Origin of the sequence: Parapedomonas caeni, assembly GCF_041060555.1 — a bacterium.
Classification (GTDB): domain Bacteria; phylum Pseudomonadota; class Alphaproteobacteria; order Sphingomonadales; family Sphingomonadaceae; genus CAUJIW01.
On record NZ_JBEUDS010000037.1, the window covers coordinates 1 to 16,385 of the forward strand.

The 16,385-nt window shown below is 60.6% G+C and carries 12 protein-coding genes; 9 read left to right on the plus strand and 3 right to left on the minus strand.

Going from position 1 to position 16,385, the window contains the following annotated elements; translation table 11 throughout:
* The 3 genes from ABU113_RS16270 to ABU113_RS16280 form a co-directional block, all read right to left on the minus strand.
* Positions 1-263, minus strand: a 263-nt coding sequence (locus ABU113_RS16270) for a hypothetical protein (protein WP_454560532.1), incomplete at its 3' end; no start/stop codon positions are given.
* A 37-nt stretch (positions 264-300) separates the two neighbouring features.
* On the minus strand, positions 301-1,281 hold the full coding sequence (locus ABU113_RS16275; protein WP_454560533.1) for a winged helix-turn-helix domain-containing protein: 981 nt from the start codon (positions 1,279-1,281) through the stop codon (positions 301-303).
* Positions 1,241-2,488, minus strand: coding sequence for a hypothetical protein (locus ABU113_RS16280; RefSeq protein ID WP_454560534.1), 1,248 nt, complete (start codon positions 2,486-2,488; stop codon positions 1,241-1,243). The genes ABU113_RS16275 and ABU113_RS16280 overlap by 41 nt, the downstream gene beginning before the upstream one ends.
* Before the next feature lie 357 nt (positions 2,489-2,845).
* On the opposite strand from ABU113_RS16280, the gene ABU113_RS16285 reads away from it, so the two are divergent.
* The 9 genes from ABU113_RS16285 (at position 2,846) to ABU113_RS16325 (ending at position 16,050) form a co-directional block, all read left to right on the plus strand.
* On the plus strand, positions 2,846-3,292 hold the full coding sequence (locus tag ABU113_RS16285; RefSeq protein WP_454560535.1) for a DUF2924 domain-containing protein: 447 nt from the start codon (positions 2,846-2,848) through the stop codon (positions 3,290-3,292).
* Positions 3,289-4,620 carry a recombinase family protein gene (locus ABU113_RS16290; protein ID WP_454560536.1) on the plus strand — a complete coding sequence of 444 codons (1,332 nt, stop codon included), beginning with the start codon at positions 3,289-3,291 and terminating at the stop codon, positions 4,618-4,620. Before ABU113_RS16285 ends, ABU113_RS16290 begins: the two co-directional genes overlap by 4 nt.
* On the plus strand, positions 4,617-5,021 hold the full coding sequence (locus ABU113_RS16295) for a hypothetical protein (protein WP_454560537.1): 405 nt from the start codon (positions 4,617-4,619) through the stop codon (positions 5,019-5,021). Before ABU113_RS16290 ends, ABU113_RS16295 begins: the two co-directional genes overlap by 4 nt.
* Positions 5,022-5,157: 136 nt before the next feature.
* Positions 5,158-6,018, plus strand: a complete 861-nt coding sequence (locus ABU113_RS16300) for a WYL domain-containing protein (RefSeq protein WP_454560538.1) — start codon at positions 5,158-5,160, stop codon at positions 6,016-6,018.
* The gene (locus ABU113_RS16305; protein ID WP_454560539.1) at positions 6,002-9,274 is read left to right on the plus strand and encodes a helicase-related protein; all 3,273 of its coding nucleotides are present in this window, start codon (positions 6,002-6,004) and stop codon (positions 9,272-9,274) included. Before ABU113_RS16300 ends, ABU113_RS16305 begins: the two co-directional genes overlap by 17 nt.
* Positions 9,271-10,032: a DUF4391 domain-containing protein gene (locus ABU113_RS16310; protein WP_454560540.1), complete on the plus strand. Its 762-nt coding sequence runs from the start codon at positions 9,271-9,273 to the stop codon at positions 10,030-10,032. Before ABU113_RS16305 ends, ABU113_RS16310 begins: the two co-directional genes overlap by 4 nt.
* A gap of 10 nt (positions 10,033-10,042) precedes the next feature.
* Positions 10,043-11,980: a site-specific DNA-methyltransferase gene (locus tag ABU113_RS16315; protein ID WP_454560541.1), complete on the plus strand. Its 1,938-nt coding sequence runs from the start codon at positions 10,043-10,045 to the stop codon at positions 11,978-11,980.
* A 9-nt stretch (positions 11,981-11,989) separates the two neighbouring features.
* Entirely contained in the window at positions 11,990-15,085 is a 3,096-nt protein-coding gene (locus tag ABU113_RS16320) for a type III restriction-modification system endonuclease (protein ID WP_454560542.1), read from the plus strand.
* Positions 15,082-16,050, plus strand: coding sequence for a GIY-YIG nuclease family protein (locus ABU113_RS16325; RefSeq protein WP_454560543.1), 969 nt, complete (start codon positions 15,082-15,084; stop codon positions 16,048-16,050). Before ABU113_RS16320 ends, ABU113_RS16325 begins: the two co-directional genes overlap by 4 nt.
* Positions 16,051-16,385 lie beyond the last annotated feature (335 nt).

Sequence of the window (16,385 nt, forward strand, 5' to 3'; positions counted from 1 at the left end):
TCCATGATCTGGAGAGAGACCTCGCTGATTGCCTCGGGATCGGCATCGAGGACGGAAGCGATCATTTCCGGATCGAACCCGTACTTCCGCAGCTCGCCCTCCATGAAGTAGAGCTGGTCCATACCACCGATTACGGCGACCTCAATTTCGGCGGACGGGTCAGCACGGCGAAGCTTCACGTAGTGCTCGATGGACGGGGCCTTCTTGTATGCCAAGCTCTGCTCATTGTACCCGCCATCTTCCTTGCTGCCGTATCCGGCCATGGCTTTTGCCTCCAAAGACGGCTTCCCGCTCAGCGAGCTAGGAAAGCAATTCGATTTCCTCCGAAGGCAGAGCCAGCCGGTAGCCGTTCGGATTTCGCCGATTCTCGATCAATGCGCGTACGGACGTGGCATCCGTACTTCCGCGAGCCAGCGCATCCCGAAGCGCGCGCACGGGTTCGCGCACCTGCGACGAAATCCTATGGATGCTCGCTCCCCAGATGTGCGCTTCGATCGCCCGATTCTCGACGATAGCGGGCGACTTCAACGCATGCTCCGCCAGAAAGACCAACAGTTGGAATTCCTGATCGGAAAGGGTTTTGGGCGTTCCGTCGAGAGATACGGTCTTTGCGGCGCGTTGAATCACCAATCGGGGCGCCAAGCTCGGTTGCGCTTCCAGTTTGGACTGATCGATGGCCAATCCAGGTGCAGCTCCATCGCAAGCAATGCAGTGCGATACATCGACAAGATGAAGCCCCGCGTCGACTAAGCGCGCCCGGTCATCTGCAGCCATCGCCGGCGCGATCACCGTGATGGGCGATGACCGGGCGAGCGAACGCATCAGGCCGATCAATCCCGGTTGAAGCGCTGCATCCTGTGACAGTGCGAGGAACAGCGCCCGCTGGTTCGATGTTTCCCCCAGATGCCAGACACCGGTCGCGACCGGCGCCGGCTCGCCTCCGAACCCGGACGCCATGGCGATTTCGCGGACCAGCGCGGAGGGATGAATCCGAAAGCTCCGCAGATCGTCATCGCCGAGAACGACGTCGCTGCGCCGGTCCGTCGGACAAACCGCGATGTGCCGCCCGTTGACCTGATGGATGGGCCGCGCGTCGAGACCGCATTCGCAGGTGGGGCACACATCCCATTCCGTTGCCGGCGACTGCTCGACCAGGACGCCGTGATCGAGCAGCCGCTCGAAATCGCGCCCGGCATGAGGCGCAGCCTGTCGGCCCCAAAGGATTGCGGGATCGCCCGCCTCACTCAGCCGCAACAGCAGCCTGGGCAGCGTCTCGGTCATTGAGCAGTCCATTGCGGCGAAGGAGCGTCATGATCCGGCCCTCGAACTGCTGGCGCTTGAACATGGCGTGTGCCGGCGGCTTCAGTTTGACGGTCACCTTCTTCGCCGACTTGCCGCCGGTCGCGAAATGGACGCGGATGACGATGTGGTTGAGGCGCCAATCCGACCCGAGACGAGCGCCCCGCATCATCTCGCCCAACCTGGCCAGGGCATTGTCGCGTCCGTCGCGCGCAACATAGGAGTAGAAGGTTCGTGTCTCGCCGGTCTTCGGATCGGCGCCGACGCGGTCGACCTGGACCTCGGTGATCTGGACCCACTGGATGCCCGGATCGAAATCATGGTTGAACGCGAAGCCGAAGCCCGCGCGCTGCACCGGGTCGAGCGTGTAGAGGTTCTGGGCGTCGTCGCCGGCGAAGAATTCGGGCTTGCCCAGGATCTTGTCGGCGAATAGTTCCGCGAGATCGGCGCGGCGCGCCTTTGCCACGCCGCCGATCTTCAACAGGCCCGTCGTGGAGTTGTAGGACAGCACCGCGTGTTCGGCGGCGCGGAAGCTGATTACGCGCTTCTGGTCCTTTTGCAGGACATCGGTCGTGGTGATCGGAGAACCGTGCTCGATCACCAGAACGAGTTCGTCGGCATCGTCATACCAGCCGGCGCGGCAATAGTTGCTGCGGAGATCCTGCTCGAACATCGCGGCGGCGGCGGTTTCGAATTCGGCCTTTGCGCGATCGTCCATGATCGCCTCGACGCCTTCGTCGCGGCCTACGAACTCGGCGAGCGACGTGCGCGCCATGAGCGCCATCATGTCGGACGCGGCGTCAAAGACGTCGGGATGATCGAGGAAGACGCGCAGGGCGACGTGCTTGGGATCCTGGTGAACCTCCGGCTCGTCATCCTTCGCTTCGGGTGTCACGCGGATCCCGAGCCGCGCGGCCTGCTGAAGAATAATGTCGAGGCCTGCCGCGTTGCCGATCTCGGCGATCCGGTGCAGGTCGGCGACGAGCCCTTCCGGATAGTTCTCTTCCGGCCCCGCGAAGAAATCCTGGACGGCGCTGCGTGCCTCGTCCTGCGCGGCCTCGCCCCTGAAGACCCCAAGGTCCAGCCCGTTCAGGGCATCGCCGTGGCGCTCGAACAGGCGGCCCAGCAGGCCGAGATCGACGGTTCGGGTAAACTTGGGATTGACGAATTTCTTCAGGTTCTTAGCCATCTCAGCCGCCCATGATTGCCTCGCATTTGTTCATCTTATGTTCTTATCGCAAATGCCTGGCGGAGTCGATTCAAAAGCCATCATCTTGGGACGGTTCGTCCCCACCCTGAGTAGAGGCCAAGGGAATCCAATCCCTGAGGTGCTCGCTGCGATGGACATGCCGAACCCGATCCACCCCGGGCATATGACGCCGGACGAGCGAATCGGGGAGGTCTGCAGGATTCTTGCGCGCGGGCTGGTTCGGCTCAAGGCACGCCAGTCAAGGCAAGTATTTGGCGACCGCGGAGAAAGTTGCCTTCACTTCCCGCCCGACCGGAGCGGTCATGGAACTCCAATTTGCAAAGGAGACGCATGACCATGACAGAAAAGATCCTGTCCCGGCTAGCCGCACTGAAGACCACGCCGACGCCCGACCTCAAGAAGCAGTGGCGCGAACTCTTCGACACCGAGGCGCCACCTTACAATCGGCGTTTCCTCGAAAGCCGGCTCGCCTATCGGATCCAGGAATTGGCCTATGGCGGTTTGAAGCCCGCGACCGTCGAGCGCCTCGAAGCTCTGGGCGAGCAACTCGACGGTGGCAACATCGTGCTGCGCCGGATCCGCGCCGACGACAAGCCGATCGTCGGCACGCGGCTGATCCGCGAATGGCAGGGCGTCGAGCACACCGTCACCGTGCTGAACGACGGCTATGAATGGCAGGGGCGTCCGTACCGATCGCTCTCTGCCATCGCGCGCGCCATCACCGGGACGCGGTGGAACGGCTGGGTCTTCTTCGGCCTCAAGAACCGGCGAGGCCAAGCATGATGAAATCGCCCGCATCCGCCAAACCCATCCGAAAGCTGCGCTGCGCGGTCTATACACGGAAGTCGACGGAAGAAGGGCTGGAGATGGAGTTCAACAGCCTCGACGCCCAGCGCGAAGCCTGCGAAGCGTATATCGCCAGCCAGAAGCCCGAAGGCTGGCTGCTCATCCCCGAGCCCTATGATGACGGCGGCTTCTCGGGCGGGACTCTGGACCGGCCGGCGCTGAAGCGCCTGCTTGCCGACATCGAGGACGGCCGGATCGACGTGGTCGTCGTCTACAAGATCGACCGGCTCAGCCGCTCGCTGATGGATTTCGCCAAGCTGGTCGAGGTGTTCGATCGCGGCGGCGTCACCTTCGTCAGCGTGACCCAGTCGTTCAACACCACGACGTCCATGGGGCGGCTGACGCTCAACATCCTGCTCAGCTTCGCCCAGTTCGAGCGCGAGGTGATCGGCGAGCGCATCCGCGACAAGATCGCTGCCTCCCGCAAGCGCGGCATGTGGATGGGCGGCTTCGTGCCGCTCGGCTACGAGGTCCGGGACCGCAAGCTGGTGATCAATGATGCCGAGGCCGCGACGGTCCGGATGATCTTCGAGCGCTTCGTCGAGGTGGGTTCGGCGACCGCGTTGGCCCGGGCACTCGCGGCCGAAGGCGTGCGGACGCGGCGCGGACGTCTCGTGGACAAGGGCTTCCTCTACAAGCTGCTCAACAACCGGGTCTATATCGGTGACGCCGTGCACAAGGGGACCGCCTATCCCGGAGAGCACGAAGCTATCATCACGCGCGCCCTGTGGGACAAGGTGCACGGAATCCTGCGCGAGAGCCCAAGGGTCCGCGCCGGCCGGACACGGGCCGCGACACCGGCCCTGCTGAAGGGCCTCATCTTCGGTCCAACCGGCTGCGCCATGACACCGACGCACACGCGGCGCGGCGACAAGCTCTACCGCTACTATGTCAGCCAGTCGGTCCTGAAGCGCGGCGCCGATGCCTGCCCGGTGGGGCGCGTGCCCGCCGCCGAGATCGAGGGCGCAGTGGTCGACCAGCTGCGCGGCTTCCTTCGCGCACCGGAGGTGATCGTCGGCACATGGCGATCGGCGCGGCGCGAGATCGATGGTCTGTCCGAGGCTGAGGTCAGGGAAGCCCTGGAAGGGCTGGACCCGCTGTGGGACGAGCTGTTCCCGGCCGAGCAGGCGCGCATCGTCCAGCTCCTTGTCGAGCGCGTCGACGTCGGACAGGAGGGCGTGGACATCCGCCTCCGCATCGATGGGCTGGCTCGTCTGGTTCATGAGCTTGGCGGCATGGCCGACGATCCGCGGAGGGCAGCATGAGAGCCGGCGACGCCGCCACCGATGACGGGCGCACGCTGACGGTCCGTGTGCCTCTGACTCTCCGGAAGCGCGGCGGGCGCAAGCAGGTGGTCATGCCCGAAGGGGCGGGTTGGGGCCAGCCCCGCCCGCGCGTCGACAATACCATGGTGAAGGCGATCGCCCGAGCCCACCGCTGGAAGCGGCTCATGGAGAGCGGCCGATTTGCCTCGGTGACCGAGCTGGCCGAGGCCGAGAAGATCAACCAGTCTTACCTGTGCCGGGTCCTGCGCCTGACCCTGCTCGCCCCGGACATCGTCGAGGCGATTCTCGACGGAAGGCAGCCGGCCGCCTTGCAGATGGACGCTCTGTTGAAGCCCATGCCGCTAGATTGGGCGGCACAGCGAGCTGCGCTGGGCCTCTGACGCCGATTGCCGGCTCCGAAACCGCGCCCCGTCAAGTTTCTATTGCCCGGCGATCATCTCTCCGTTAGCGTGATTGAAGAGCCCAGTAACTAGTCATGCCTAGTTAACGGACGGATCATGTCATTAGGAGTCCAGTGTGGCGACAGCGAAGGCCGATCTGCGATGGGGGGTCGAGCAACGACTCGAATTCATCGAGTTCCGGCTGTTTTGGGAGGGGCATGTGAACCGGGGCGATCTGATGGAAGCGTTCGGGGTGTCGGTGAATCAGGCGTCCACCGACCTGAACCGCTATATCGGAATGGCGCCGCAGAACATGCACTACGACAAGAGCGCTCGCGCCTATGTCCGCGGTGCAGAGTTCGCTCCACAGTTCCTGAAACCCGACGCGAACCGCTATCTCGCGCAGCTTAGATCTGTCGCCGACGGAATTCTGGATCGCGCCGATGCGTGGATCGGACAGTTTCCCCCCTACGACTCCGCGCCGACGCCCGTGCGGAGTGTCAACGCCAAGACCCTGCGTTCTGTGGTCGCCGCAATCCGCCGATCAGAAGCCATCGAGGTCAAGTATCAGTCGCTGTCCCGGCCGAAGCCGCGCTGGCGGTGGATCGCGCCACACGCGATCGGATTCGATGGTTTCCGCTGGCATGCACGGGCCTTCTGCCTCACCGACCAGAGCTTTAAGGACTTCCTTCTCTCGCGGATCATCGAGACCCGCGGTACCAAGCCGAGCGAGGTCTGTGCCGATCGCGACGCCGACTGGAACGAGCAGGTGACTTTGGAGATCGGACCGCACCCAGAGCTGTCCGAAACGCAGCAGAAGGTCATTGCCCTTGATTACGGGATGCGTGGCGGCCGGGCGAAGATCCCTGTCCGCAAGGCCCTTCTCTACTACGCACTCAAGCGGCTGGGGCTGGACACCGCCCCCACAGCACGGAGGCCGACGGACCAGCAAATCATCCTTCTGAACCGAGAGGTTATCGATGAAGCTAATCGATAACACCTCTCATCTTCTCGGGGATGATCTGAAGAGCGCCATTGGCCGCGGCACACGTCTGCGCATCGCTGCGTCATGCTTCTCGATCTACGCATTCGAAGCTCTGAAGTCTGAGCTCTCGAAGATCGACAGCCTACAGTTCATCTTCACCGCGCCCACATTTGTGCCGACCGAAGTTACCGATCGCCTCCGGAAGGAACGTCGGGAGTTTTTCATTCCCAAGGCGCGACGGGAAAGCGGTCTTTACGGCACCGAGTTCGAGATCCAGCTGCGCAATAAGCTCACTCAACGCGCCGTCGCTCGCGAATGCGCTGATTGGATCCGCAAGAAGGCCAGGTTTCGTTCCAACACAACAAAGGCCCCGATGCAGCAATTTATCCATCTGGCTGGGGCCGAAAGCGAAGTGGCCTACATGCCAATCAGCGGCTTCACGGCCGTGGATCTTGGCTACCAAAAGGGCGATGCGGTCTCCAACTTCGTGACCCGCTTCGATGATCCTGCGCACGCCAAGATGTATCTTCACCTATTTGATCAGATCTGGTCGGACTCGGAAAAGGTGAATGACGTCACTGCGGCCATCTGCGAGCACATCGAGTCCGTCTATCAGGAGAATTCGCCCGAGCGCATCTATTTCATGATGCTGTACAACATCTTTCAGGACTTCCTGAAGGACGTAGACGAGGACGTTCTGCCGAACGACCTCACCGGGTACCGCGACACCGTGGTCTGGAACAAGCTCTTCAACTATCAGAAGGACGCGGCGACCGGCATCATCAACAAGCTGGAGACCTATAACGGCTGCATCCTTGCCGATAGTGTCGGTCTTGGTAAGACGTTCACAGCGTTGGCCGTCATCAAATATTACGAACTGCGCAACCGCTCCGTTCTCGTGCTCTGCCCCAAGAAGCTTGCGGACAACTGGCGGAACTACAATACGAACCTGACCACCAACATCTTCGCAAAGGATAGGTTCAACTACGATGTCCTTTGCCACACGGACCTGTCCCGGACATCGGGCGAGTCCTTTGGCATCCCGCTGAACCGGGTCAACTGGGGCAATTACGACCTCGTCGTGATCGACGAATCCCACAATTTCCGCAACAACGATGTCTACAAGGACCGCGAGACGCGCTACCAGAAGCTGATGAACAAGGTCATCCGCGCCGGCGTGAAGACCAAGGTTCTGATGCTCTCGGCGACACCGGTCAATAACAGGTTCACTGACCTTCGTAATCAGCTTGCGCTTGCATATGAGGGGCAGTCCGAGGCGCTCAGTAAAAATCTGAAGGCCCAGACCAGCGTCGAAGAGATCTTTCGCCGGGCCCAGAAGGCCTTCAATGAATGGTCGTCCCTGCCGCCAGAAGAGAGGACCGCTGCGTCGATCCTGAAGGCGCTCGACTTCGACTTTTTCGAGCTTCTCGACGCCGTGACCATCGCCCGGTCACGAAAGCATATCGAGACCTTCTACGACACGAAAGACATCGGGACGTTCCCCCAAAGGCGCAAGCCGCTCTCTTATCACCGCCCGATCACCGAGCGTTCGGACGTTATGGGGTTCAACGACATCTTCACGCAGCTCTCGGTGCTGAAGCTCGCGGTCTACGCCCCGATCAGTTACATCCTGCCCAGCCGTCTACGGAAGTACGAGGAGATCTACGACACGCAGGTCGAGGGCGGACGCGGCAAGCTCAGACAGGCCGATCGGGAGCGCAGCCTTCAGGCGCTGATGACGACCAACCTGCTGAAACGCCTGGAGAGCTCGGTCGCCGCGTTCCGGCTCACCCTGCGGTCTCTCGGCGCCAACACCTCGCGCACGCTCGACGCGATAGACCAGTTCGAGAAAACCGGACGAAGCGAAAGCGTCACCGACTACCTCGCGGAAATGAACGACTTCGACCCGGAGGACGATGACCTCTCCGGCCTCGACGAGTTCACGGTCGGGAAGAAGGTCCAGATCAGCCTGGCCGACATGGACCTGCCGTCTTGGAAGCACGACCTGGCTGCGGACCTCGTCCTCATCGAGGATCTGATCACATCGATGGAAAAGGTCAAACCGGAGGACGATGCCAAGCTCCAGCACCTGCTTGCCCTCATCAGGCAGAAGGTGGACGAGCCGCTGAACCCCGGAAATCGCAAGGTGCTGGTCTTCACGGCCTTCGCAGACACCGCCAACTACCTTTACGACAACCTGGCGCCCCTCGCGCAGCAGCTCGGGCTGCACGTCGGCAAGGTCACGGGATCGGACGTGCCCAAGACCACGCTCAAGAAGTCCTACGACTTCCAGAGCGTCCTGATGCTGTTTTCTCCGAGGTCGAAGGAGAAGGCCATCGTCCTTCCGAACGAACCAGGCGAGCTGGACATCCTGATCGGCACCGACTGCATCTCGGAGGGCCAGAACCTTCAGGACTGCGATTTCCTGATCAACTACGACATCCACTGGAACCCGGTGCGCATCATCCAGAGGTTCGGGCGGATTGACCGTATCGGCTCCCCGAACAGCCAGATCCAGCTGGTCAACTACTGGCCCGACATCACGCTCGACGAATACATCAACCTCAAGGAACGTGTCGAAAACCGGATGGTGATCACCGACATCACTGCCACCGGCGACGACAACGTGCTCACCGCCAAGTCGAGCGACATCGCTTATCGCAAGGAGCAGCTCAAGCGGCTCCAGGACGAGGTCATCGAGCTCGAGGACGTGAAGGCCGGGATATCAATCACCGATCTCGGACTGAATGATTTCCGGATGGACCTGCTCAATTACGTCAAGGAGCATGGCGAGCTCGACAACGTGCCCTTCGGCATGCACGCCGTCGTCCCGGCACAGCCAGAGCTGGGCCTGCTGCCCGGCGTCATCTTCGCGCTGAGGAACATCCACGACAGCGTGAACGTTAACCAGCAGAACCGCTTGCACCCCTTCTACCTGGTCTACATCGACGACGACGGCCAAATCGTTGCCGACCACACCGAGGTCAAGCGCTTGCTCGACCTGATCCGATCCAGCTGCAAGGGGCGGATCGAGCCCATGCGCGACGTCTGCCGCATCTTCAACGAGCGCACCGACGACGGGCGCAGGATGGGACGCTACTCCGACCTGCTCAGCCAGGCCATCCGCTCCATGATCGAGGTGAAGGAGGAGAAGGACATCGACAGCCTGTTCAGCGGCGGCCGCACCACGGCGCTGACCCACACCATCAAGGGGCTGGACGATTTTGAGCTGATCGCCTTCCTGGTCATCGAAGGGGGCGGCGCATGACCCTCTACGACTGGCCGCGCGCCGCCGCCTTCGGCCGCGTGATCCCAAAGAACAAGATCTACGAACACGCCGGCGCGAACACCACGCTGAAAGATCTGTTCGTGCGGGAGGTGGATCAGATCGTCTGGTCGCACAAACTGGCGCCGGAGACGATCAATCTGGCGGCCACGAAACAGGTCGCGGAAATCCAGATATTCCGCATTGTGCAAAAGATTGTGGTGCTGGACCGCGACGTGTTACGGGCAATCGACCGGGCCATTCCGTTTCCGCTGATCTTCGAACTGGCGCATGGGGGCCGGATCAAGCTGGCCGCCGCCTACAAGCGGCCCAGTGAAGCGGATAGCACCCGATGGGTCGCAGGGGACTATTTCGAGAGCGGCTGGTTGCCTGAGGATGCACCCCGCACACCCCTTCCGGTGGCGCTGAACATGGGCGCGCTGTATGAGCGGCTTCTCAGCCCGCTGGTCGAGGGACAGACGGCCCGGCTGATCCTTGGCCCCGTATCAGGACGCGCCGAAGCCCCGCAGACGCCTTTCATCCATGTCGCACAGGAAGAGCCCGTATCGCTGGAAGAGCGCATCGCGCAGGCTGAGGCGATCAAGGTGCAGGCACGCGAGGTCGAGCGGATCAAGGCGCGGCTGGCGCGAGAGAAGCAATTCAACAAGCGCGTGGCGATCAACGCCGAGCTACGCGCGGCAAAGCAGGAACTGGAGCGGCTGACGGCCGGACACGCCGGCGCCGTCGTGACGAATGAGTGAGAGGACGAGCATGGACAAGCTGAAGATGCACAGCCCCGACCTGAGCCAGGAGAACATCGCGAAGATCCGTGAGCTGTTTCCCGGCTGCGTGACCGAGGCGCGGGACGAGAAGACGGGCAAGCTGCGTCTGGCGGTGGACTTCGATCAGCTGCGTCAGGAATTGAGTGATCACATCGTGGAGGGGCCGCAGGAGCGGTATCGGCTGGACTGGCCGGGGAAGCGGGAAGCTTTGGCGCTTGCGAACGCGCCAATTGCCAAGACGTTGCGTCCCAGCCGTGAGGAAAGCGTGGATTTCGATACCACGCAAAACCTGTTCATCGAAGGAGATAACCTCGAAGCACTAAAGCTTCTGCAAGAAAACTATCTTGGCAAAGTCAAAATGATCTACATCGACCCGCCGTATAACACGGGGAACGATTTTGTTTACGAGGATGACTTCGCTGAAAGTTCGGCGGAGTTTCTTGAGCGATCAAATCAAACGGATGCAGAAGGGAATCGGCTTGTCGCCAACACCACCTCAAATGGCCGGTTTCATTCAGATTGGCTGAGCATGATGTATGCGCGGCTGCGTCTTGCGAAGAACCTTCTTACTTCAGATGGCGCTGTCTTTATCAGCATCGACGACAATGAGGCCGGTGCACTTATTAAGGTTGGCCGAGAGATATTCGGGGATGAGAATTTTGTTGCTCAGCTGGCCGTTCAGCTGAATCCAAGGGGGAGGCACCTTGACCGCTTCATCGCGAATACGCACGAGTCTATTTTAATCTTTGTTCGCGACGGCCTGAATTCAGATTGTATTGGCGGACTTGAAAAAGAAGGGCGGATGGCTGACGAGTATAATCGCAGCGATAGCAATGGTCCTTTCAGGCTCTTGGGGCTTCGCAATCGTAACCAATCGTTCAACCCTACAACCCGGCCAAACCTCTACTACCCGCTGTATGTCTGCCCAGGAACCGGCATGGTCTCGCTGAACAAGGATGAGACATTCACAGATGAAGTTTGGCCAGATACGCCAGATGGCACAAAGACCTGCTGGACTTGGGGAAAGGAGAAGGTTTCCAAGGAACGCGATTTTCTAGTGGCTGAGGAGTCCAGAGGCGAATGGAGAATTTTCCGCAAGGACTACCTTAACAAAGGCGGAAGTGTTGCTAAAACTATGGCCAAGTCTCTTTGGACAGACAAGGAGATTACCAATGATTACGGTCGCGCTGCAGTTAAGGATCTTTTCGGAAAAGCCGTAATGGACTTTCCGAAGTCGCCTGCGCTTCTCGATCGCCTCATTAGAATTGGATCGAATGACCGCGATATTGTGCTGGACTTCTTTGCTGGGTCGTCCTCCACCGCGCACGCTCTGTTGGCTCTTAATGCTAGCGAGGGTTCCAATCGGAAGTTCATCATGGTTCAGCTGGACGAAGCCACCGCTGAAGGTTCCATAGCTCGAAGCGAAGGCTACAAGACAATTTCCGATCTGTCGAAGGAACGTATCCGGCGCGCAGGCAAGAAGATTCTTGAAGGAGACTGTCACCCCGACTGGAACCGCGATGTCGGTTTCCGGGTGCTGAAGGTGGACACCTCGAACATGAAGGACGTCTACTACCGCCCGGATGAGCTGAAGCAGTCTGACCTGCTCGATATGGTCGACAATGTGAAGGAAGACCGCACGTCCGAAGACCTGCTTTTTCAGGTACTGGTCGACTGGGGCGTGGACCTGACGCTGCCGATCCGCCGCGAGACGGCCCAAGGCAAGACCGTATTCTTCGTCGATGACAACGCCCTTGTCGCCTGTTTTGATCGCGGTGTGACCGAGGAACTGGTGAAGGAGTTGGCGAAGCGCGAGCCTTTGCGCGTGGTCTTCCGCGACAACGGCTTTGTCTCGGATGCGGTGAAGATCAACGTCGAACAGATCTTCCGCCAGCTCTCGCCCACCACCGACGTCAAGTCGATCTGAGGGCGCGCCATGAAGTTCAAGTTCAAGGTCCAGCCCTATCAGACCAATGCCGTCAACGACGTGGTCGACTGCTTCGCTGGCCAGCCCATGACCTCTGGCCTGACCTACCGCATCGACCCCGGCCGCGCGGCGCAGGCCAGCGCCTTTGAGGAAGGGTTCAGGAATGCCGACCTCGCCCTGACAGACGCGCAGATTCTGGAGAACATCAAGAAGGTCCAGCGGCGCCAGAACCTGCCCGTCTCGCAGTCGCTGACGGATTTCACCACCTTCAACGCCCGGGGCGAGCGTGTGCCCGTCGCGGCCAGCTACAAGCGCGACGCGCTGGCTGCGAGCCGCGTGCACCTCGATGTCGAGATGGAGACCGGCACGGGCAAGACCTATTGCTACATCAAGACCATCTTCGAGATGAACAAGCGCTATGGCTGGTCGAAGTTCATCATCATGGTGCCGTCAATCGCCATTCGCGAAGGGGTCTATAAATCGCTGCAGATCACGGCCGAGCACTTCACCGAGAGCTACGGCAAGAAGGCGCGGTTCTTCATCTACAACTCCAAACGCCTGCACGAGCTGGAGAGCTTTTCGTCCGACGCCGGCATCAACGTGATGGTGATCAACATCCAGGCGTTCAGCGCGCGCGGGGCCGACAACCGGCGCATCTACGAGGAGCTGGACGACTTCCAGTCGCGCAAGCCCATCGACGTGATCGCCTCCAACCGGCCGATTCTGATCCTGGACGAGCCGCAGAAGATGGAAGGCGCGGCGACCATGGAGGCGTTGCCGAAATTCAAGCCGCTATTCATCCTGCGCTACTCCGCGACCCACCGCACCCAGCACAACCGCGTTCACCGGCTGGACGCGCTGGACGCCTATAACCAGAAGCTGGTCAAGAAGATCGCGGTGCGCGGCATCCAGACCCGCGGGCTGGCCGGCACCAACGCCTATCTCTATCTCGAAGGCATCGACATCTCGAAGAAGGCGCCCGTGGCACGGATCGAGATGGAGGTGAAGCTGAAGTCGGGCGAGATCAAGCGCCAGCTTCGGCGGCTCGAGTTCCGCGACGACCTGTTTGTGGAGTCGGGCGAGCTGGACCAGTATCGCGGGTTCACGATCAGCCAGATCGACGCCGTCAACGACACGGTCGAATTCACGAATGGCGAAGTGTTGCGCGCTGGTGAGGCGAACGGCGATGTCTCCGAGCGCGACATCCGCCGCATCCAGATCCGTGAGGCGATCAAGGCGCATCTGGACAAGGAAAAGCAGCTCTTCGCACAGGGCATTAAGGTGCTGTCGCTGTTCTTCATCGACGAGGTTGTGAAGTACCGCGACTACGACGAAGCCGACGAGAAGGGCGAGTATGCGCGGGTCTTCGAGGAAGAGTACGCGCTGCTGAAGGACGAATACCTGTCCGAGCTGGCAATCGATAATGAGGCCTACCGGGCCTATCTGGCCGGGATCGATGCGGCGAAGACCCACAATGGTTACTTCTCGATCGACAAAAAGACCAATCGCCTGAAGGACCCGGCCGTCGGCGCCAGGTCGGTGGATTCAGACGATGTGGATGCCTACGACCTGATCCTGAAAGACAAGGAGCGACTGCTCTCGTTTGCGGAGCCGACCCGCTTCATTTTCTCCCACTCGGCTCTTCGGGAAGGCTGGGACAACCCGAATGTCTTCGTGATGTGCATGCTGAAGCACAGCGACAACACCATTTCCCGTCGCCAGGAAATCGGACGCGGCCTGCGGCTGAGCGTCGATCAGCATGGGGACCGGATGGATAATCCGGCAGTCGTGCACGACATCAACGTCCTGACTGTGGTGGCGAGCGAAAGCTACAAGGACTTCGTTGCCGGCCTTCAGAAAGAGATCGTGGAGACGCTGTCGTCGCGTCCGCGGCAGGCAACGGAAGCCTATTTCACAGGCAAGATAATCGCCACCGGTCAAGGTCCGCTCGAGGTGACCTCTGCGATGGCCAGGCAGATTTACCGCTACCTGCTGAAGAACGACTACACGGACGATGCAGATCAGATCGCGGACGCCTACCACGAGGCCAAAGCGGCGGGGAAACTGGCCGACTTGCCCGATGAGCTGAAGCCCCATGCAGAGCAGGTGTTCCAGCTCATCGACAGCGTCTTCAGCGACGCACAACTGCCCAAGGTCGATGATGGCCGCAAGCCCAAGACCAACCCCCTCAATGCGAACTTTGAGAAGAAGGAGTTCCAGGAGCTCTGGGCGCGGATCAATCACAAGGCGGTCTATCGTGTCGAGTTCGACTCGGCCGAACTGATCCGCAAGTGCATCGGTGCGCTGGACAGCCAGCTTCGGGTTACCCCGCTGCAGTACACGGTGCAGGTTGGCGTGCAGAGCGATGGTTTGACCGACAACCAGCTTCGCAGCGGTGACGGCTTTACCGTCACCAGCACCACGACCGAGCACGGGGCCTCGATCCACTCCCTCGTGAAGTACGACCTCGTTGGCAAGGTGGCCGAAAACACGCAGCTGACGCGAGACACGGCGGCGACCATCCTCGGCCGGATAGAACCCGTGGTTTTCGAGCAGTTCACGAAGAACCCCGAGCATTTCATCTCCGAGGCCTCGCGCATCATTGCCGAGCAGAAGGCCGCCATGGTTATCGAGCGTCTGGCATATGATGAAGTCGAAGAGCGGTACGACGTCGACATCTTTACCGCCGCGCAAACCGGGCAGGACTTCTCCCGGGCTACGGCCAAGCTCAAGAACCACGTCTACGACTACGCGATCACGGATTCGGATGTGGAAAGGGAATTCGTGAAGGAACTCGATACAAGTAGCGAGATCGTTGTCTATGCCAAGCTGCCGCGTGGCTTCCTGATCCCGACTCCGGTGGGGGACTACAACCCTGATTGGGCAATATCGTTCAAGGCTGGCAGCGTGCGGCACATCTACTTCGTTGCCGAGACCAAGGGCACGATGTCGTCGATGAAGCTGCGCGAGTTCGAGAAGACCAAGATCGAGTGCGCACGGAAGTTTTTTGCGGAGATCAGCCAGAGAGTCGAGCAGGACCGCGTGAAATACGATGTGGTTACCGACTATGCTAAGCTCATGGATATTGTCGGGCGCGCGGCATGACCAAACCGCGCTCGATCAACATCTTCCTTCTCGACGGCGATCCGAACGGCATTCGGGTGGCGCAGATTTCGATGTCGACGATCCAGGCCATCGCCTTTCGCCGCAACCAGTTGCGTCGGGTTCGCGAAGCATTTCCTGAGATCGAGAGGCCGGGTGTCTACATTCTGATTGGCGCTGATGAAGACGCTCAGGATCGGCAACTTGCGTATATCGGCGAATCTGAAGGTGTCGGCGCCCGCCTAACCTATCACAACTCTAACGAGGCTGGGCGTGACGCCAAGGGTTTCTGGACCGATACCGTCGTCCTGATCAGCAAGGACGAGAACCTGACCAAGAGCCACGCCCGTTATGTCGAGGCCTGCCTCATCCGCGGCGTCGGCAGTAATCCTCGCTGGACGCTTCCCAATACGCGGACACCCTCCGACGACGCCGGCAAGTTGCCGTTGCCCGACCGCGCGGCAATGGATGAGTTTGTGGATCAGACGAAAACCCTAGTAGGTGCACTTGGCTGGGATCTGTTTCGTGAAGTCCGCGGGCGAGTGGCTGAGGCGATGCCGGTAGACCATGCTCTTTCCGACGCTGCGCCTGTCGGAAGCCCTCGCTTCTTCTTTCGGGGAGAGGGTTTCGCAGCTGAAATGGAGCTCGGGCCATCCGGGGACTTCGTGGTCAGGTCCGGCTCGAAGGCACGGGTCCGGACAACGACGACGATCCCACGCGGCACAACCGCTCTGCGCAATACCCTGCTCGATAAAGGGGTGTTGCGGCAGGAAGGCGATTTCCTAGTTTTCACCAGCGACTATAGTTTTTCTTCTGCCTCGGCCGCAGCTGCGACCGTAATCGGAGCGAGCGCGAACGGGCGGATACTGTGGAAACTCCCTGATGGCCGGACGTATGCGGACTGGGAGACCGCCCAGGGCAACGCTCCGATCATCGAAGGTGAGATGGGCGACTTAGGCGCAGAATAGTTGGACTGCAGCTGTTTTGCCGAGCGGTTATCGAAGGGGATTCCAAAGCGATCTGAGGCGGGCAGGAACAATATCATTGTACTTCAATGGCTTAAAATTCCGTACTGGCGCCGGTTCAGTCCAAAGGTCGAGAGAAAAAGGACGGAGAGAGAACGCTCGGGGCCGAGTTTCGGTGTGGCGCAGTCCACAGGTCTGCGCCCGAACCGCGGTTAGCGTCCGCGCTCGTGGTGTAATTTCCGGTGTAGGCGATGGTGTATTCCGGGGTGGGGCATGCCCCACCCCGGAATGCGGCGTCGCTGGTGGCCACCGGGTTCATCGTTATGGTGGAGTTTGCA